Genomic DNA, 19,541 nt, shown 5'->3' on the forward strand with positions numbered 1-19,541 from the left:
TGACTCTGCTACTCGGCGCGTCAGATAGGGGCCCATTTAGACCCACCACGTTTAGAGAGTGGTGAAGCTCAAACTGTACAGGGCGCTTAGTGACCCTCTTAACTTCCAAGACTAAAACCAACCCACCAACCAACCAATTCTTTTGGTTTGTTGGTGGGTTTTGTTTCGTGTTATTTCGTTTTTTGCTTTGGTTTATTTCGCTGGTTGCGCGGGCATAAATGCGGCGGGTCTCGGTAAACAGAGAGCGTGTGGTTTTAACGGGCCCCTATCTGACGCGCCGAGTAGCGCAGTCAGCGTGGGAGTTTTCGGCCAGCGTCTGTTCGAGTTCCGCGGCGGCTTGCGTAGTGTGCAAGCCGCTAGGGCGAGTTTCGTTGGACGCCCACGCTGATGAGCAACGGAGGGAAAAAGCGGAAGCTAGGGTGCATTTCTTTTGGTTACTTATTCTTTGTGCAAGCAAAGAAAAGTAACTCGCCTAGAGGCGAAAGAAAATGCTGAAATAGAGCGCAAAACTATCCAAACAAATACTGATTAGAAAGTCACCGCTAGTCCGACACTTAATTCTTCACAGTAACCAAGCTATACGAGGAGCAATGTTCTCTGTCAGCCAAAAGAGGTTATTAGTCCAGCCGCTAAAAAAACCAATCACCTCAGCCCTTAAACTTGCCGATAAATCGTAATCCCCAACGCCTTCAATCCCGGCAATATCCCCGGCTTGCTCACTTTCAATCTCACATTTTGAGCCTTAAACTCCTGCAAGATCAGCTGGCAAACATGCTCGCCCAGCGCTTCTACAAGTTTAAAACTACGCTCTGCCAATGTTTCGCGGATACGGCCCACCACCTGCCCATAATCGATAGTGTCTGCTATCGCATCACTCTGGCACGCCAGGCTGAAGTCATAGCCGATTTCAATATCCAGGAGTACGGTTTGTGCTACGGCACGCTCCCATTCGGGCACCCCTAGTTTGGTTTGTACTTTGACTTGTTCCAGAAATATCGTGTCCATCACTATGCGTCCTTGGTTATTTCCGCGCGGGCGGGAATACAGTATGATTCGGCATCATACAACATCGCGCAGCGCTGGCACAAAGCGGCTGCGTATCTGTCTGGAGTTTTTAAGATGAACGAATTTGGTTTTGGGTTTGGGGTGGAGTCTGTCATTTGGGTGGTGGCTGCCTATTTGATCGGCTCTATCGCTTTTGGCATTATCGTCAGCAAATTGTATAGGTTGCCAGACCCGCGTTCGGTAGGCAGCGGCAATATAGGCGCGACCAATGTAGCGCGCAGCGGTAAAAAATCGGCTGCTATCCTCACTTTGCTGGGCGATGTGTTTAAAGGCTGGTTGCCAGTCTGGCTGGCATTGCAGGCCGGTATGTTGATGGATGTGGTGGCGCTGGTCGGCCTGGCGGTATTTCTGGGACATTTGTACCCGATCTATCACAGGTTCAAAGGCGGCAAAGGGGTGGCCACGGCGCTGGGTGTGATGATCGCGTTTTCCGGCTGGCTGGCATTAAGTGTGGTCGCGGTATGGCTGGTAGTCTTTTTGCTCAGCCGCATTTCTTCGTTAGCGGCACTGGTGGCGGCATTGCTGGCGCCGGTGATCGCCTGGCAGTTCCTGTCGCCTTACCCGGTATATGTCGCTGTAGTGGTGGTGATGTCGGCGTTTTTGATCATTCGCCATCAATCCAATATTGAGAAGTTGCTGGCCGGCACCGAAAGCCGTTTCGGCAAAAAGTGACTCAGGCCGGTGCTTTGAGCTCGGCCAGATCCCAGCGTGGGCGCACGCTAAAGCTGTAATCGGGCGTGCTTTGCTGCATGGCATGCAAGCGCATGGCGCCGGCAAAGGCGATCATGGCGCCATTGTCGGTGCAGAATTCCAGCCTGGGGTAACTGACGCTGGCGCCGCGCTTTTCCGCTTCGCTGTTCAGACGCTGGCGCAGGCGTTTGTTAGCGCCCACACCGCCTGAAACCACCAGTCTTTTGAGTTTGGTCTGCTTGAGTGCTTTCATGCATTTGAGCGCCAGTATCTCGGTGACCGACTCCTGAAACTCCCAGGCTATGTCCTGCACCGTTTCTTCATCCAGTTGTGGCTGGTTATTCACCAGCGTGAGGACTGCCGTTTTCAGGCCGCTAAAGCTGAAATTCAGGTCCGGGCTATTGAGCATAGGGCGCGGTAGCTGAAAGCGTGGTTTGCCGGACTCTGCCAGTTTTGACAGTGCCGGGCCGCCCGGGTAACCGAGTTTCATCAGTTTGGCGGTTTTATCAAACGCTTCACCGGCGGCATCATCCAGGGTGTCGCCCAATAATTCATATTGGCCTATGCCATCTACCCGCATCAGCTGGCTGTGGCCACCTGACACCAGCAATGCCACAAACGGGAAAGCAGGCGGGTTTTCTTCCAGCATGGGGGCGAGTAAATGGCCTTCCAGGTGATGCACACCTATGGAAGGCACATTCAGGGCAAATGCCAGCGATTGTGCAATGCTGGTGCCTACCAGCAAGGCGCCGGCCAGGCCAGGCCCCTGGGTATAGGCGATACCTTCAATATCCTGCAAGGTCTTGTCTGCCTGGGCGAGCACTTGCTGGGTCAGCGGTAACGCGCGGCGGATATGGTCGCGCGAAGCGAGTTCGGGCACCACGCCGCCATAAGCCGCGTGCATATCAATTTGTGAGTGCAGCGCATGCGCCAGTAATCCGCGGCGCGTGTCATACAGCGCTACCCCGGTTTCGTCACAAGAAGATTCAATGCCCAATACCAACATGAAGAGAGGTCCAGAAAATGATTTTTTACAGAAAGGATTGATAAATCCAAATAAGCGCGATAGAATACGCGGTTTTCAGTGCTGCATCAATCCGCATGCACCATTAGTCTAACCAATAATTGTAAGGATAGGGATTTACATGACCGCTATTCGTGTGAAAGAGAACGAACCGTTTGACGTTGCATTGCGCCGCTTTAAGCGTTTGATTGAAAAAACAGGTTTGTTGAACGACTTGCGTGCACGCGAGTTCTACGAAAAACCAACTTGGGAACGTAAGCGTAAAGCTGCTGCTGCGGTTAAACGCCAGTACCGTCGTCTGCGCAACCAACAGTTGCCGACAAAACTCTACTAATCTGTAGAGTGTGTCTTGCGGTTAACTGGTGATCTGGTTAACCGAATATTGCAAAGGTTGTGGCGTGCCACAACCTTTAGCTATTTATAGTCAGCCTTTTTTGTTGGATACCTTATGAGCTTAAAAGCACAAATCACCGAAGACATGAAAACCGCCATGCGTGCCAAGGATACGGCCAAACTGGGCGTGATCCGTCTGTTGCTGGCGGCGATCAAACAGCGCGAGGTGGATGAGCGTATCGAACTGGATGATGCGGCTGTCATCAGTGCGATCGAGAAAATGCTCAAGCAGCGTCGTGATTCAATTGCCGCTTTTGAGAGTGCCGAGCGTCATGATCTGGCTGACCAGGAAAAGTTTGAAGTCACTGTGTTGCAGGAATATTTGCCAGCGCAAATGAGCGAAGAAGAAATCAAGGCCATCATCGCCAAAGTCGTCGCTGACACTGGTGCCGCCGGCGCCAAGGATATGGGCAAGGTGGTCGGCGCGGTGAAGCCGCTGGTTGCCGGTAAAGCGGATATGGCAAAAGTCTCTGGCTTGATCAAGCTTGCTTTAGGCTAGGCCCGCACGCTGTGCACAAGACTTGGAGGGCGCGTTGAGCGCCCTTTGTTTTTTGCCCGGCATAAGCGATACTTGCATTTATGATCCCCGAAAGCTTTATTCAAGAACTGCTTAATCGCGTTGATGTTGTCGAAGTCATCGACAAGGTCGTTCCCCTGAAAAAAGCCGGTGCGAATTATTCAGCCTGCTGCCCTTTCCATAACGAAAAATCACCCAGTTTCACCGTGAGCCCGACCAAGCAGTTTTATCACTGCTTTGGCTGTGGCGCGCATGGCTCAGCACTGAGTTTTCTGATGGAATATAACGGGCTGAGCTTTATTGAGGCTATCCATGACCTGGCGAGACAGGTCGGCATGATAGTGCCGCAGGAGAAACGCGACCCCAACCAGCCCGAGGCGCCGAGCAAGGCGGTGATGCTGAGTTTGCAAGAGACTTTGCAGCAGGCGGCAGCGTTTTATAAAGCTGAACTTAAAAAATCGCCGCATGCGATCGAGTATTTGAAAGGGCGTGGTTTAAGCGGGCAAGTGGCAGCCAAGTTCCAGGTCGGTTACGCGCCGGCTGGCTGGCAAAATCTGCAAACGATATTCCCCGGTTATGAAGCCGAAGCGCTGGAGATCGCCGGGCTGGTGGTGCAGAACGAGCAGGGGCGGCGCTATGACCGTTTCCGCGACCGCATCATGTTCCCTATCCATAACCAGAAAGGGGAGGTGATAGGCTTTGGTGGCCGCGTCATCAACCCGGAAGATACGCCAAAATACTACAACTCGCCGGAGACGCCATTGTTTCAAAAAGGCCATGAGCTGTATGGCCTGTTTATGGCACGGCGCGCCATTCGCGACGCCGGCCGCGTGCTGGTGGTCGAAGGCTATATGGATGTGGTGGCGCTGGCACAATACGGGATTGAATATGCGGTGGCCGCGTTGGGCACTGCGACTACGCCTTTCCATATCGCCAAACTGATGCGCCAGACCGATGAGATCGTCTTCAGTTTTGATGGCGATAAAGCCGGGCGCACGGCAGCCTGGCGCGCAGTGATGAATGCCTTGTCTGCAATCAAGGATGGCTTGAAACTGCGCTTTCTTTTTCTGCCTGCCGAACATGACCCTGATAGTTTCGTGCGCGAGTTCGGCAAACAGGCATTTGAGGCGGAAATGGATAAAGCCTTGCCATTGTCGCAATACATCATCCAGCATCTGAGTGAACATAACCCTATGGCTTCGCAGGAGGATAAAGTCCAGTTCCTCAATGATGCCGAGCCTATCCTCAAGCAGATCCAGGCACCACGCTTTGCCATGCTGTTGCGCAAAAAAGTCGCTGAAATGACCGGCCTCGGCGAGGGCGAGATGCAGCGCATGCTCAAACTGCCCAACCCGGCCAAAACGCCACAAAAGGCAGCCCGGCCACGCTCCAGAACACCTTCGTCCCTGTATTTGCGTATCGCATTGATCTTGCTGATGCGCCCGCAATGGGCCAGGCCTGATCTGCTGGAGCAGATTTTGGGCGAGAGTGACGAGGAGAACATGTTGCGTACAGTGGTCAACACCGCGATCAAGCAGCCGCAGTCGCGCCCGGTGGTGCTGTTGCAGATGATCAGCCCTGCCATTTCGCAAGTGTTGAGTAATCAATTACATAGAGAATTGTCATTACTGGATGAAAGCCTGGACTTCACACTTGAATTTGAGGGGGCGTGTACCCAATTATCCGATATGGCGCTGGCAGCACGAGATAAATCGCTGCTTGGCAAACTCACAGAAAAGCCGTTTTCTACACTCTCGGATGCTGAACGGGAGTCGTTACGTCAGTTAACCAGTAAGCGCTAGCCTGTTTTTTCCAAATACCCACAAAAAGCGTCATGGGTATGCTTAAAGAAAATGTAAAAATCAGGTAAAATGTAGGGTTTCCCGTAATGTTATAGCGAGTGGCGTGTCAGTAGATATGGTCGGCGCTCGACAACAATCATTTTAGAGGTGGAATCGGCCATGGCCAGACCAAAAGCAGATAAAAGTTTAGACAAAGAACTCGGAATCAAAGAAGTCGAATCCCCTAAAGATCCCGCCACCCAGGCCCTGGACGCCGAGGCACGCCGTACCCGCCTGAAAACCCTGATTGTTCTGGGTAAAGAGCGTGGCTACCTCACCTACGCTGAAATCAATGACCACCTGCCGGATGATGTGCAAGACTCCGAGCAGATCGAGAGCATTATCGGCATGATTAATGACATGGGTATCCAGGTGTACGAAGAAGCGCCTGATGCCGAAGTCCTGCTCATGTCTGACGCACCGCCAGCTGTGACTGATGAAGATGCCGCCGAAGAAGCTGAGCAAGCCCTGGCAACCGTAGACTCAGAATTTGGCCGTACTACTGACCCGGTGCGTATGTATATGCGCGAAATGGGTACCGTAGACCTGCTGACCCGTGAGGGCGAGATCGAGATCGCCAAGCGTATCGAAGACGGCCTCAAGCACATGGTGCATGCGATCGCCGCCTGTCCGACCACCATCGCCCAGCTGCTGGAGATGGTTGATAAAGTCGAAAAAGACGAAATGAGCGTCGACGAGCTGGTTGATGGCCTGATCGATAGCGATCTGGGCCTGGATGATGCCCTGGCTGCGGTAGAAGCCGAAGAAGAAGCGGGCGAAGAAGAGGAAGAAGAAGACGAGGAAGATGATGAAGCCAAAGCTTCATCCATGTCTGCCGAGCTGCTGGCAAAACTGAAAGAAGAAGTGCTCAACCGCTTCTCTGTAATCCGTGCCACCAATGCCAGAATGAACGAAATCCGTGCAGAAAAAGGCACCCAGAACGACGAATATAAAACCCTGCACCAGCAAGTGCTGGATGAGCTGACCACCTTCCGTTTCTCGGCCAAACAGGTTGAAGCCTTGTGCGACCAGGTACGTAACATGGTTGAAGAAGTGCGTACGCACGAACGTAAGATCATGGAATTCTGTGTAGACCGCGCCGGTATGCCGCGCCAGCAATTCATCAAGAGCTTTGTTGGCAACGAAATCAACCTCAACTGGCTGGATGGTGAGCTGGCAGGCAACCCTGCTTACACCGAGCGTCTGTCACGCTTCAGGCATTCTATCCTTGACCAGCAGGAACGCCTGCAAAACCTGCAGGTGCGTGTAGGCTTGCCTATCAAAGAGCTGCGCGACATCAACAAGCAAATGACTACAGGCGAAGCCCGTGCCCGCCGTGCCAAGCGCGAGATGATCGAAGCCAACTTGCGTCTGGTGATCTCAATCGCCAAAAAATACACCAACCGTGGCTTGCAGTTCCTGGACCTGATCCAGGAAGGCAACATCGGTCTGATGAAAGCCGTGGATAAATTTGAATACCGCCGTGGTTACAAATTCTCCACCTATGCCACATGGTGGATCCGTCAGGCGATCACACGTTCTATCGCTGACCAGGCACGTACCATCCGTATCCCGGTGCACATGATAGAAACCATCAACAAGATGAACCGTATCAGCCGCCAGATCCTGCAAGAAACTGGTCTGGAACCTGATCCGGCGACGCTGGCTGAAAAAATGGAAATGCCGGAAGAAAAAATCCGCAAAATCCTCAAGATCAGCAAAGAGCCAATTTCGATGGAAACACCGATCGGTGACGACGAAGACTCTCATTTGGGCGACTTTATCGAAGACAACACCACGCTGGCACCTATGGATGCTGCCGTATACGCCAGCCTGCGTGACGCGACCAGTGAAGTACTTGAATCACTGACCCCGCGCGAAGCCAAAGTACTGCGTATGCGCTTTGGTATCGAAATGAACACCGACCACACGTTAGAAGAAGTGGGCAAACAGTTTGACGTGACTCGTGAACGTATCCGCCAGATCGAAGCAAAAGCTCTGCGCAAGCTGCGTCACCCGACTCGTTCAGAACGTCTGCGCAGTTTCTTAGAAAACGGCCAAGATTAGTTTATAATCACACCCTTTCCGGCCCCTTAGCTCATGCTTGGTTAGAGCAGCGGACTCATAATCCGTTGGTGCTGTGTTCGACTCACAGAGGGGCCACCATTTATAGAGAGACTCAAGGTTAACACCTTGGGTCTTTTTTGTTTTGTGGTGAGGTAAACTACTAGGCGTGTTTAAAAATATATTGAATTATGGATCGCTTACTCTTTTTGCCAGCAGCACTTATTTTGGCAATTGTGACTGGACCTTATGATCTAAGCTATCTTGGATTAGCAATTTTAGTTGGTATTGGAATCGTTATTTATGATCTTATCCGTAGTGATGGAGAAGCCCTTGAGTCTCATACTGCTGTATGGTTTTTAATGATTGGGTCTATATGTTTAGCAATCGCATTATACGAAAGTAATAGATATGGAGTTACTTTTGATGCCATGAATGACGCAAGAACCTTTCCCAAATCGATTCGGCGGTTGCCATATTATGGAATTATTTTCATTACAGTCGGAGTTTTGGTTGTAATCAAATCCTTGCTAAAAGAAAAAGATTCCTAGCTGCCTCCGAAGTTCACACACTCGCAGTCCCAAACCCTGCCCATAGTCGCACGCTTTGTGCCATAGCCAAGAAATCAGGGGGCTGGCTGATACGACGGTAATCCCGGTGGCGATCGTTGGCCGTTATGTTGGCTTGGCGTGGGAGTTGGGATTTACCCAGGCGGGAGTAGCTTAGCGTTGATGCTCAGTTTCGGCTTTTAGGTGGGCAGTTCTAGATGAGGCTTGAGGTCATATAGATAACAACTACATTTGCATAGTGTTATTAGGTGCAGAAAATTAGCAGTTGGTCAGCCTGGCTTCCTTGGCCATTCAGAATTGAAGTATGTTTGGGGTATTGTTTTGAACTGTAACTATAAAAAGTATTTTCCAATATCGAAATTCAATGTTGTGTCGATTTTCCTTCTCCTATCAGGATGTGTGACGACAACATATTACACACCACCGCCTAATACAGCCCCCAAAGCTAGCGTAAGATTTTTGGCTGTAGATGATGTTCACTATGCTGTGACAATGTACGAGGATGACTCATGTGGAAAAGGACTTTATTCAGGTTTTATGGGAGGTCCAGGATACGATCTTACTAAGCTTCTTTATTCTATACCTCAATCTGTTAAAGAGTATGGGAATACTTTAGAAATGAGAGATGCTCCCTTATCGTCTCCACCATTATCTTATATCGAGAGAAACATCCCAGCCGGTAAGGAATTAGTGTTTGTTATTAACCGAGGCTATGATCACAGCATTGGAGTTGGCACAATCTCTTGGAAGTCCTGCAATCTGACGTTTTCGTTTTTACCTAAAGCTGAAACTCAATATGAGGTCGGTTTTAATGTTGTTGGTGATCGCTGTAACTTATCAGTGAACGAACTTGAAATTGGCGTTAAAGGTAAAGTGGTTCGAAATCCAGTATCAACATTCCGCGACCTTGAGCAGAGATGTAGTGTTTATACAAACCCATAGACGCTATTCACGAAGAGGCCACCATTTATACAGAGACCCAAGGTTAACGCCTTGGGTCTTTTTTGTTTTGGGGTGTACTATCATAAATCAAACCCGACATACCATTTCAAATGGAAATCAGTATGTTTGAAAGAGTGCTTGGCGTATTGTTTTTAGTCTGCTTGTTTTAGCCGTTTTCAATTGATTACGTGATCAAGGAGTGGAAGATGAATGATGTTGCAGATGTAATTGAAACCTTTCATGGTGGTTGTCCGCATGATTGTCCCGATACCTGTTCCATGCAGTTCCATGTCAAAAACGGGGAGCTGATGTCGGTTTCGGGCAACCCCCATCATCCGATGACGCGTGGTGGATTGTGCGTGAAGTTAAAGGATTACGAAAAGCGGCATTATCATCCAAATCGCCTTCTGCACCCCATGAAGAGAGTAGGGCCAAAAGGCAGTAATCAATTTCAGCAGATCAGCTGGGATGAAGCACTGGATACGATTGTTGATCGATGGCAAGCGCTGATTAAAGATGAGGGCCCTCGCTCAATACTGCCAGTCAGTTATTTAGGCAATCAGGGGCTGGTACATGGGCTCAACGGTGGGGATGCTTTTTTCAACCGATTGGGCGCTACCGTCTGCGAAAGGACTTTTTGTGGTGAAGGCTCTTGTACCGCCTGGTTGCTCACGGTAGGGCCAACTGCCGGGGTAGATCCCGAGAGTTTCATACATGCGAATTTCATTGTTATCTGGGCATGTAACTCGGTCTCAACCAATCTTCATCATTGGCATATTATTAAAGAGGCGCAAAAAAGAGGGGCGAAGATAGTGGTTGTTGATTCTTTCGCTTCCAAAACGGCGAAAGAAGCGGATTGGCATATTGCACCCAAGCCGGGTACTGATGGCGCTTTGGCAATGGCGATGATGAACGTGATCATCGCAGAGGATCTGGTCGATCATGATTACGTCGAAAGCTATACGGTCGGGTATGCAGAGCTGGCGCAAAGGGCGAAAACCTGTACTCCAGAATGGGCTGCCGAAATCACAGGCATAGCGGCAGACGAGATCCGCCTGTTTGCGCGTGAATATGCTTTGACCCCGCCCGCAGCCATACGCATAGGCGTGGCATTAGAACGAAATTATGGTGGCAGTCAGGCGATACGTGCAGTGACCTGTTTGCCTGCACTCATCGGTGCCTGGCGTCACGTTGGAGGGGGTGCGCTGCAATTCCCGGTTTGGGAGCATCCTTACAAGTTTGACGTGATTTGCAGGCCGGATCTGATCCCTGAAGGGACTCCGGTCGTTAATATCTTGCAATTAGGCAGAGCCCTGCTTGGCGAAACGCCTTTAGAAGTCCCCATTAAATCTATCATGGTGTGGAATACCAATCCTGTCACTCAATCCCCGGAAACCGACAAGGTGATCGAGGGTTTGAAGCGGGAGGACCTGTTTACCATCGTAGCGGATCATTTCATTTCAGATACGGCTTCTTATGCAGATATCGTCTTGCCAGCAGCCATGGGCGCTGAACAGGAAGACATGATCTTATCCTGGGGTCATTTATATCTCACCTATAACACCAAATGTATAGCGCCTCCGGGAGAAGCATTACCAAATAATGAAATATTCCGCCGGCTAGCTGAACGGTTGGGATTTGAAGAAGACAATTTCAAATGGAGCGACAGCGAATGTCTGCAGAATTATGTAGACTGGAGTTCGCCCGCATGCAAAGGTATTGATCTTGACTATATGCGTGAGCATGGGTTTGCAAGGTTGAATGTGGGTACAAAAGACGACCGTGCACCTCACCGGCTAGGTAATTTTCCTACCCCTACTGGTAAATGCATGTTCATGGTTGAAGGTGCGAAAAATTTCGTCGCCGGGCCTTTCAGGCAGATGTACGAGCATTTTCAACCCGGAGAAGATCTGGATCCATTACCGGCTTATATCGCCAGTCGAGAGTCTGCAGATACTAATGCTGTACTGGCTGCCAGATTCCCTTTGAGCATCATTTCTCCTAAAAGCCACGGTTTTATCAATTCTTCATACGCTAATATGGAATCCAAGATCCGCGTACAAGGCGAGCAATACCTGATGATCAACCCGGTAGATGCATTAGCGCGAGACGTTCAGGATGGACTGGTAGTGCGGGTATTCAATGACAGAGGCGCCTTTGAAGGTCAGGCACGGGTCACCACAGATGTGAATCCTGGAATAGTCGTGGCTACTTTAGGCTATTGGCGCCAACTCAACAACGGTACTGTTAACTGTATCAGCTCCGCCGAGTATGGAGATATGGGGCATTCCAATACGTTTAGCGATAACCTGGTTGAAGTCGAACTGGTTTGAACAACCTGAGGTTAAGACGCTAAGCTATTGAGTGCTGTGTTCGACTCTCAGCGGACGACCAGTGATAGAGAGACTCAAGGCTAATGCCTTGAGTTTTTTTGTTTTTCTGCTTAGGTAAGTTTTTGCATCTTAACCAACCCCAGCCAGGCATGAATTCACAATTTTAGGCCTGGATGAGCATATAATCTAAAAGACACTCATCAAAGTGTGCGTTATGGAAACCATAAGAAATCAAGAACTCAACAATTTAAAAACTGAAATTCATAGCTTGGCAAAGACTCCCAAGGGGCGTTTGAAAGCTATCATTTCTGTATTCTCTGATTGGAGTGACGATGTCGATAAGCAGAAGGTCATGCGTGATATTGCGCTCAAAATGGACTTTAATGACATTGAGCAATTGCGCAATATCATCACAGAACAAGTGGCCAGCTTAAATATTAAAAAGCCCAATGACCTCACAGATCAGATTCTGTTTATTGTGATTGGTGCATTGAAATTTGAAATCAAGCGTGAGACTTTTTCAAAGCATTGGCAATTAGCAGAATCCAGTCTGGATTCTGTGCTGACTGTTTCAAACAGGAGCCAGGTTGGTTTATTCAATGCGGTACTTTTGAGTGGATTCATTTTGATCATTGGTGCCATCCTGTACATCAATCAGCATCAACCCTTAGGGATGCAGCCCAAGACAGTCAGCTTAACTGGGAATAACTACCTTGATTCTACCGAGCCTATGCCTAGCCCTTATGTGCCTAGTCACTTCTACTCGCTGCGTAAGGAGATGGGTAAGTCAGTTTGTTTGATTCCACAAGCTGCAACATTACCGGCAGAGCAACGTGCTGCTTTCTTGAATTTCATCAAAACTGGTGAAATCGATCTGGACCAGTTGACGAATTTACAAGCAGCACTTTCACTAGTACACTGCGAATATACCCCGTTAACCATTCGGTTAAATCACTGATTTATTACAGGATACATTGCAGTTGAGCGCAGCTGAAATCAAAGAGAAGATCATAGGCACGGCCACTAGCCTGTTTGAGGCGAAAGGTATCAATGCGTGTGCTGTGGACATGATCATCAATGAATCAGGTGTCGCCAGAGCAACCATGTATCGTCACTTCCCCAGCAAAGATACGCTCATCATCGCCTTTCTGCGAAGTAAGGCAGATGCATTTTTTGCATGGCTGAACAGCGGTCTGGTGAATCAAAAAGGCAAGCCGATTGATAAGCTGATTGCGCTCTGTAACCTGGTTGAAGAATGGATCAGTACACCAAGCTTCAAGGGTCTGCCATTTCACATTGGCACCATAGAATTCCCGGAAGCTGATCACCCTGTGAATCAGTTTTCTATTGCGCTGGCAAAAGAGCTGCAAGAGTTTTTCACCGAGCTGGCAAAAGATGCTGGGGCATTAGATCCAGTTGGCCTGAGCCAGCAAATAATCATGTTATTTGAGGGTGCGGCGTTGGTTGAAAGAGTAGCGCCTGGATCTAATGCGGCGGTAAAAGCCAAAGATGCTGCACTTTTGATCATAAAAAGCACACTTAAGAAATAGTCTGAATAGTTAATATATTCAATATGTTAAGCCCGCTTCTAAAGAGCGGGCTTTTTTATTTGTAACTAAATGTTACAAAAATGCTTGCATTGCTGATTTCAATAATTTATAGTGCGCTCAATGTCTAAAGAGACAGAACGTTCTCTCTCTCATGCTTAGTTGAGATGAAAGAAAAAATAGACTCAACCACAAAAAACATCTGCAAGTGGATTTTGATGAGTTTGGGATATTTGAACACTATCGGAGATAATCATGCAAGTTAACAAAATCAATTTAGCATTGGGTTTGGTTGCGGCGTCTATGGCTTTGCCTATGGTTGCATTTGCTGCTGCAGACCAGGAAGCAGCAATTAAAGATCCAAACAACTGGGCTTTTCCTCGGGGCAACTACAGCAATCACGGTTATAGCAATCTGGCCCAAATCAACAAAGGTAACGTTAAAAATCTGAAAGCCGCATGGACGTTTGCAACGGGTGTAAACCGCGGTCATGAAGGCTCTCCAGTGGTTGTAGGTAATATGATGTATGTGCATACAGCATTTCCTAATAACGTATACGCTCTGGATTTAAGCGACAACCAAAAGATCGTCTGGTCTTATTTCCCTAAACAAGACCCATCAGTTCAAGCGGTGATGTGTTGTGACGTGGTTAACCGCGGTCTGGGTTTCGGCGATGGCAAGATCTTCCTGCAACAAAATGACGGTATGCTGGTTGCTCTGGATGCCAAAACAGGTGACAAAGTCTGGGAAGTGAAGAACCTTGATCCTAAAGTCGGTGCAACTAACACCAACGCTCCACACGTGATCAAAGATAAAGTTTTAACTGGTTGTTCAGGTGCCGAGTTTGGTGTTCGCTGCTTCTTTGTTGCTTATAACATCAAAGATGGTTCGCTGGCATGGAAAGCCTACTCATTAGGACCAGACTCAGAAGCTTTGATCGGGCCAGATTTCAATAAGGACAATCCACAGTACAGTGCGCTGTCTGTGTACCAGGACGTAAATGGCGGTAACAAAGAAGGTGGTTCATTCAAAAAGATCCCTAACGATCAATTGAAAGTCGGCGAAAAAGAACTGGGTACACGTACCTGGTTGAAACCACAGGCGGTTAAAGACGGCTGGCAACACGGTGGTGGTGCGGTTTGGGGCTGGTGGCCATATGACCCAAAAACAAACCTGGTTTACTACGGTACAGCTAACCCATCCGTTTGGAACCCAGATGTACGTCCAGGTGACAACAAATGGTCGATGACAATCTTCGCCCGTGACCTGGATACAGGTATGGCCAAGTGGGGCATGCAAATGACGCCACACGATGAGTGGGACTACGACGGTATCAACGAAGTGATCCTGTTCGACAAAGGTGGCAAAACATACGCATGGCACCATGACCGTAACGGTTTCATCTACACATGGCAAGCTAACAACGGTAACTTAGTCTCTGCACAGAAAGTCCACCCGTTCGTTAACTGGGCAAGCGATGTCGATCTGAAAACGGGTGTGCCAAATAAGGACTCACGTTACTCAACCCACCAGGACTACAACGCCAAAGGTATTTGTCCAGCTGCTTTAGGTACCAAAGACCAACAGCCAGCTGCCTACTCACCAAAAACTGGTTTGATGTACACACCTTTGAACCACGTGTGTATGTCTTACGAGCCAGTTGAGTCTAAATACGTTGCTGGTCAACCATGGGTTGGTGCCACATTGACTATGTTTGCAGGTCCTGACGGCGTCATGGGTGGTTTCGGTGCTTACGAGCCTATGACTAACAAAAAAGTTTGGTATAACAAAGAGAAGTTCTCTGCCTGGGGTGGTGCTTTGACAACAGCCGGTGATTTGGTGTTTTACGGCACTCTGGATCGCTGGTTCAAAGCAGTTGATTCACAAACTGGTAAAGAACTGTGGAAGTTCCAGGTTGGTTCCGGCGTGATCGGTAATGCATTCACATACGGTAACAAAGGGAAACAATACGTGGGTGTTTACTCAGGTATTGGTGGTTGGGCAGGCGTTGCCATGAACTTGGGTATGACGAAAGACACCGATGCACTAGGAGCGGCTGGTGGCTACAAAGAGTTGACCAAGTACAACGCAGCACCAGGTGGCGGCGCGCTGAACGTGTTTGCGCTTTAAATCTGGAAGTTGTATCTCCGCAGTAAAACCTTTTGATTGATCTCCAAAGGTTGGTACCACCCCCCTCTTGTGCAAACAAGAGGGGGTTTTTGCATCATTTTGAGCCAGAATGAGTTGTCATCATCTTGGGCCAAGTCGCTGAAGTCAGGAATCATGAAATGAAGTCTTTTGAATTAGTTATATTTGATTGCGATGGAGTGCTGGTTGACAGTGAAACGATCACCAATGCACTCATGATAGATATGCTTGAAACATATGGCATTGAATACACCAAACAAGAATTCGTCAGTCGTTTTGTAGGGGTGAAGATTGAACACTGCATTGAGAGCATCATTAAAGAGTACAACATTAAATTACCTGACTCTTTTCTGCATGATTATCACCTTAAAGCCGTGGAGCTTCTCAAGCTAAATGTGCAAGAGATCGCTGGTGTAAGAAATTTGATTCATCGATTGCAGGTGCCTTATTGCGTAGCTTCGAATAGTACCCAGTCCAAAATTGAAATGATGCTAGCTAAAACGGATCTGTTAAGATTTTTTGCAGGGAAAATGTTTTCTTCTTACGACCTACCTAACCCAAAACCTGCACCAGATGTTTATCTAAAGGCCGCAAGTGTTAATAAGATACGGCCTGAGCGTTGTGCCGTCATTGAAGACACACCTACCGGGATCCGGGCCGGAAAAGCGGCAGGTATGACAGTGTATGGATTTGCAGGCCTGTTTCCTGCAAGTGTGTTATCAGAGGCTGGTGCAGATGATGTATTTGATCATATGGATCAGCTATTCGTGAGTGGATGTTCCAGTTAACTCAACCTTTGGTATATCTGCCTATAAAACGCTATTTGCCAAGAAAAAAACCAGGTTGCAACCTTGCTGCAGCCCCAAACCCTGCCCAGAGTCTCACTCGCGAGTCATAGCCGATCAATCACTAGGCGACTTATCTAAACCTGATGGAGTGTGGTGTTTTAAATATTCATTTTCGATAGGCGGATCATCAAATAAATCTTCTTCTGAGAGGGGTGGCGGGTTGCCGTTATAAACTAAATGTTGGCGATATTGAAGATAGGCATCTCTAACGAATAAGTAGGGATCCAATGCGCTTTCATCAATCAGTTCCGATGTAGAAAGTAATTCGCTCCGTGAATTGACCACCTGCATACCTGTCAGAAAGTTGTAAAGGCCTGTATCTGAGACAAATACTTGTGGCGTAACAGCCAGATTACCAATGAGTGCAGCCGTATCACGTGTAGATGAGGGACCAAATAGCGGCCAGACGATATAAGCGCCTGCATCCATTCCCCAGTGACCCAGTACCTGACCCAAATCCTCATTATGTTTCTCAAAACCCAAGTGGGTTGCTACGTCAAATAACCCAAGTACACCAACTGTAGTGTTGGTTCCAAATCTGATTAGATCAGAGGCTCCTTCCTGGGGGCGCCCTTGTAGAACTAAACTCAGGGCAGATACCAAGTCCCGCGGGTTAGCATAAAAGTTACTGACACTTTTACGTACCTCTACCGGCACAACGCTTTGATAACTTTTTGCAACCGGGATAAGCACCGCTTTATCCAGTTTTTCATTGAAAGCAAAAGTCTTCCTATTCACAGACTCTAATGGATCCGGATTGCCTGCTGTGGCGCATCCTGATAATGCGACAAGTATCAAAAAATTGAAAAATAGATTCACTCTCATTTATATACTCCTATTGATTGCTTCAGGGCTAGTGTTATGCGTAAAGGCACTATGTAAAGCGCAGCCAGCCAGCTGTTCAGGCATTCCAGTTATTGCCTTAAAGCAATAAACAGTTTGTTCATCAGAAAATCGTTTCCTGCTGATACAGATTTGAGTGCAAATGCACTGCGGACTCAAATGTACGGCAGGAAAACTTTCTGAATTCTTTCTGGAAATAATTTTTTGGTAAGTATTCAGTAAGAAAAGAAATCCGATGATGCAGTTGTTTTTAAACGCGCTCGAATGTTTTTAAAGAGATTGAGCGATTAAATAGTATTGATTACAACAGTACAGCAATGGTAAAAGGTTTAAATCCAGTGTCGAAAAGCACTGGCGATTGGGTGACAGGACGGGAAGTAGATGGATTATTTTAATGGCGCAGGTAGCAGTGAAGTACTTATGGAACGACCTGCTTACAAAGCTGATGGCGCTATCAATATTGACTTAGGCTTAAGAGGGACATACGTGTTACACAAGCAACATTCCATGTTTCTACACCTGGCATTCGCCAGGCTCTCCAGGGAGATCAAAGCTAGTCCACGGGTAGTTACTGCTAGCCACAATCTCGCATTATTTACATGTGAGTCCTTATCCTGATGAGCCGCATTATTCTGGTCGAGGACCACGAAAGACTTGCTGAGTTAGTCGAGAAGAAATTATCGGCTTCGGGAATCGCCGTAGATACTTTTGACCGTATTGAAACTGCCTGGGTTGCTATCCGTGATCTGAATTATCAAGCCCTGGTGCTTGATCGTGGATTGCCAGATGGCGATGGTGTTGTATTGCTTAAACGCTTACGCCAGGCGGGCCTTGGCATTCCGTGTCTGATCCTGACCGCGCAGGACGCCCTGCATGATCGTATTGAAGGTCTTGAAGCTGGCGCAGACGATTATCTTGCAAAGCCCTTTGCGATGGATGAAATGCTGGCTCGTGTGCGTGCATTATTAAGACGTTCTGTCGCCAGTGTTGACCTTGACCCAAACTATGCTGATCTCATCATTAAACCCAATGCCGGCACCATGCACTGCGGTGACAAAAGTGTCACTTTGTCACCCTCTGAGCTACAGATTATCTGGATACTGGTGCGCAAAGAGGGGGAGGTCGTGCGGCATAGCGCACTTGAAGCTGCTGGCTGGGGGCTGAATGATGCCGTGACCCCCAATGCTTTAGATGTTGTGATCCATAGACTTAGAAGAAAACTGATCGAAGTGGGGTCACGCCTGCAAATAATTAATATGAGAACCCATGGCTATGCTCTCTCCAATGAAAAAGTGGCTAAGTAGTTTAAGTGTAAAAATCCTGTTTGCCTATGTGCTGGGTGTAGTGCTGAGTATTGCGCTTTTTACCGCTGGTATTCTGTGGCTTTTAGTCTTTCAAACCAGCTTTCTGGCAAGTGCAGATATGGATGAGTTTACCGAGAAGATGTCTCATAAACTGCTATTTGATCAGTATGGTTCACCGCAGGGGTTTGAGATAAAAGGAGACAATTTTAGTTGGGTATTTGAAAGTCTCAGGCAGGAAGCAGCATATCGTGTGTTAGATGAGGTCGGCAATCCGGTATTGATGTCTGCCGCAGGCTTGGAGTTTTGGCCTAAAAGACCATCCGCATCCAACCGATTAATCGGCCCCTTTGAATTCAAGCGCAACGACGTTCTATTTCATGGTGCGACCGCATCCACCACACATAACGGGAGTACGTGGTACGTTCAGTTTGCTGCCAGCAATCGGTTTTTCTATTTTATGCATCGTTCTTTTGCATTGCCATTCATGGGGTGGGGGATACTGTTATTCAGTCTGGTATTGCTGTGCGTGTTCGGTGCTTGCGCCTATATCACCTTGCGCTACACGCTTAAACCCTTGCGCAAGGCTTCAGAGGCAGCTGCCAACATTTCACCTCAATCACTGCATACGCGCTTGTCTGTCGAGTGTGTGCCAACAGAAATTGTCCCTTTAATAAAAAACTTCAATCATGTTTTGGACCGGCTGGAAAAAGGTTTTCGTATCCAGCAGGAATTTCTTGCAACAGCCGCCCATGAACTAAAGACTCCACTCGCCTTGATCCGCGCACAAACAGAGCTGCAAAAAGAAAGTGCAGACAGAGATGCACTTCTAAATGATGTGATGCACATGACACGCCAGGTTCAGCAATTGTTGTTATTAGCCGAGGTCAGCGAGTTTCAGAACTATCATTTCAGAGTGGTGGATATCAATGCAGTCGCCAGGGAAGTCATTGATTTCCTGGCGCCCATGACGAGCGCTGCAAATGTCAAAGTGACGCTTGCATATCCGCAAACCGTTGAGTGGTTCGCTGATCGAGCCGCTGTATTCACCCTGCTTAAAAATTTGCTGGAGAATGCCATTCAGCATGCTCCCCAGGGTAGCGAAATCGTCATACTCGTTAATGCAGTGGAGTTAGCCATTCGTGACCATGGTCCCGGTATCGCGGAGGAAGACTTGCACCGAATATTTGATCGCTTTTGGAGAGGTGTGCACAGAAGAGATCATGGCTCAGGGTTGGGCCTGACGATTTGTAAAGAAATTGCAACGTCACATGGCTGGCATCTCTCTGCAGAAAGAGCTGAGCCGGGCTTGTGTATACGGTTGCTTAGAGAGAGTGGAGTGGAGAGTCAATTATTTAGTGCTTGATCGGCGGAGCATCATCCGCTGCTGCTGTGTTTGACTCGTAGAGGGATCAC

At 48.3% G+C, this 19,541-nt stretch carries 18 protein-coding genes and 1 tRNA gene; 16 read left to right on the forward strand and 3 right to left on the reverse strand.

The window, feature by feature from the left end:
• Positions 1-654 precede the first annotated feature (654 nt).
• On the reverse strand, positions 655-1,005 hold the full coding sequence (gene folB / locus ACT6RZ_RS00700) for a dihydroneopterin aldolase (protein ID WP_444700269.1): 351 nt from the start codon (positions 1,003-1,005) through the stop codon (positions 655-657).
• A gap of 114 nt (positions 1,006-1,119) precedes the next feature.
• On the opposite strand from folB, the gene plsY reads away from it, so the two are divergent.
• Positions 1,120-1,737, forward strand: coding sequence for a glycerol-3-phosphate 1-O-acyltransferase PlsY (gene plsY / locus ACT6RZ_RS00705; protein ID WP_444700270.1), 618 nt, complete (start codon positions 1,120-1,122; stop codon positions 1,735-1,737).
• Between the two features lies 1 nt (position 1,738).
• Here the strand turns inward: plsY and tsaD are convergent, their stop codons facing one another.
• Positions 1,739-2,761: a tRNA (adenosine(37)-N6)-threonylcarbamoyltransferase complex transferase subunit TsaD gene (gene tsaD / locus ACT6RZ_RS00710; RefSeq protein WP_444700271.1), complete on the reverse strand. Its 1,023-nt coding sequence runs from the start codon at positions 2,759-2,761 to the stop codon at positions 1,739-1,741.
• Positions 2,762-2,900: 139 nt separating this feature from the next.
• Here tsaD and rpsU point away from each other — a divergent pair, with 139 nt between their 5' ends.
• The 12 genes from rpsU (at position 2,901) to ACT6RZ_RS00770 (ending at position 15,921) form a co-directional block, all read left to right on the forward strand.
• Entirely contained in the window at positions 2,901-3,113 is a 213-nt protein-coding gene (gene rpsU, locus ACT6RZ_RS00715) for a 30S ribosomal protein S21 (RefSeq protein ID WP_055828694.1), read from the forward strand.
• A 114-nt stretch (positions 3,114-3,227) separates the two neighbouring features.
• A complete protein-coding gene (locus tag ACT6RZ_RS00720; RefSeq protein ID WP_444700272.1) occupies positions 3,228-3,671 on the forward strand; it encodes a GatB/YqeY domain-containing protein in 444 nt (147 codons plus the stop codon).
• Between the two features lie 80 nt (positions 3,672-3,751).
• The gene (gene dnaG, locus ACT6RZ_RS00725; RefSeq protein ID WP_444700273.1) at positions 3,752-5,491 is read left to right on the forward strand and encodes a DNA primase; all 1,740 of its coding nucleotides are present in this window, start codon (positions 3,752-3,754) and stop codon (positions 5,489-5,491) included.
• Positions 5,492-5,650: 159 nt separating this feature from the next.
• Positions 5,651-7,597: an RNA polymerase sigma factor RpoD gene (gene rpoD / locus ACT6RZ_RS00730; protein WP_444700274.1), complete on the forward strand. Its 1,947-nt coding sequence runs from the start codon at positions 5,651-5,653 to the stop codon at positions 7,595-7,597.
• Positions 7,598-7,617: 20 nt separating this feature from the next.
• Positions 7,618-7,696, forward strand: a tRNA-Ile gene (locus ACT6RZ_RS00735).
• 89 nt (positions 7,697-7,785) lie between these two features.
• Positions 7,786-8,145 carry a hypothetical protein gene (locus ACT6RZ_RS00740; RefSeq protein WP_444700275.1) on the forward strand — a complete coding sequence of 120 codons (360 nt, stop codon included), beginning with the start codon at positions 7,786-7,788 and terminating at the stop codon, positions 8,143-8,145.
• Between the two features lie 249 nt (positions 8,146-8,394).
• The gene (locus ACT6RZ_RS00745) at positions 8,395-9,105 is read left to right on the forward strand and encodes a hypothetical protein (RefSeq protein WP_444700276.1); all 711 of its coding nucleotides are present in this window, start codon (positions 8,395-8,397) and stop codon (positions 9,103-9,105) included.
• Between the two features lie 206 nt (positions 9,106-9,311).
• Positions 9,312-11,438, forward strand: coding sequence for a molybdopterin-containing oxidoreductase family protein (locus ACT6RZ_RS00750; protein ID WP_444700277.1), 2,127 nt, complete (start codon positions 9,312-9,314; stop codon positions 11,436-11,438).
• Positions 11,439-11,652: 214 nt separating this feature from the next.
• Positions 11,653-12,396, forward strand: a complete 744-nt coding sequence (locus ACT6RZ_RS00755) for a hypothetical protein (RefSeq protein WP_444700278.1) — start codon at positions 11,653-11,655, stop codon at positions 12,394-12,396.
• Positions 12,397-12,418: 22 nt separating this feature from the next.
• On the forward strand, positions 12,419-12,988 hold the full coding sequence (locus ACT6RZ_RS00760) for a TetR/AcrR family transcriptional regulator (protein ID WP_444700279.1): 570 nt from the start codon (positions 12,419-12,421) through the stop codon (positions 12,986-12,988).
• Between the two features lie 252 nt (positions 12,989-13,240).
• Positions 13,241-15,115 carry a methanol/ethanol family PQQ-dependent dehydrogenase gene (locus ACT6RZ_RS00765; RefSeq protein ID WP_444700280.1) on the forward strand — a complete coding sequence of 625 codons (1,875 nt, stop codon included), beginning with the start codon at positions 13,241-13,243 and terminating at the stop codon, positions 15,113-15,115.
• A gap of 158 nt (positions 15,116-15,273) precedes the next feature.
• On the forward strand, positions 15,274-15,921 hold the full coding sequence (locus ACT6RZ_RS00770; protein ID WP_444700281.1) for an HAD family hydrolase: 648 nt from the start codon (positions 15,274-15,276) through the stop codon (positions 15,919-15,921).
• A gap of 114 nt (positions 15,922-16,035) precedes the next feature.
• Here the strand turns inward: ACT6RZ_RS00770 and ACT6RZ_RS00775 are convergent, their stop codons facing one another.
• Positions 16,036-16,806, reverse strand: a complete 771-nt coding sequence (locus ACT6RZ_RS00775; protein ID WP_444700282.1) for an MlaA family lipoprotein — start codon at positions 16,804-16,806, stop codon at positions 16,036-16,038.
• 399 nt (positions 16,807-17,205) lie between these two features.
• On the opposite strand from ACT6RZ_RS00775, the gene ACT6RZ_RS00780 reads away from it, so the two are divergent.
• Genes ACT6RZ_RS00780 through ACT6RZ_RS00790 form a run of 3 tightly spaced genes read left to right on the forward strand, consistent with a single transcriptional unit; the run spans position 17,206 to position 19,491 of the window.
• Positions 17,206-17,442, forward strand: coding sequence for a MipA/OmpV family protein (locus ACT6RZ_RS00780; protein WP_444700283.1), 237 nt, complete (start codon positions 17,206-17,208; stop codon positions 17,440-17,442).
• Positions 17,442-18,128: a response regulator transcription factor gene (locus tag ACT6RZ_RS00785; RefSeq protein WP_444700284.1), complete on the forward strand. Its 687-nt coding sequence runs from the start codon at positions 17,442-17,444 to the stop codon at positions 18,126-18,128. The genes ACT6RZ_RS00780 and ACT6RZ_RS00785 overlap by 1 nt, the downstream gene beginning before the upstream one ends.
• Positions 18,091-19,491, forward strand: a complete 1,401-nt coding sequence (locus ACT6RZ_RS00790; protein ID WP_444700285.1) for a sensor histidine kinase — start codon at positions 18,091-18,093, stop codon at positions 19,489-19,491. The genes ACT6RZ_RS00785 and ACT6RZ_RS00790 overlap by 38 nt, the downstream gene beginning before the upstream one ends.
• Positions 19,492-19,541: the final 50 nt, after the last annotated feature.

Origin of the sequence: Methylophilus sp. (assembly GCF_052437885.1) — a bacterium.
Classification (GTDB): domain Bacteria; phylum Pseudomonadota; class Gammaproteobacteria; order Burkholderiales; family Methylophilaceae; genus Methylophilus.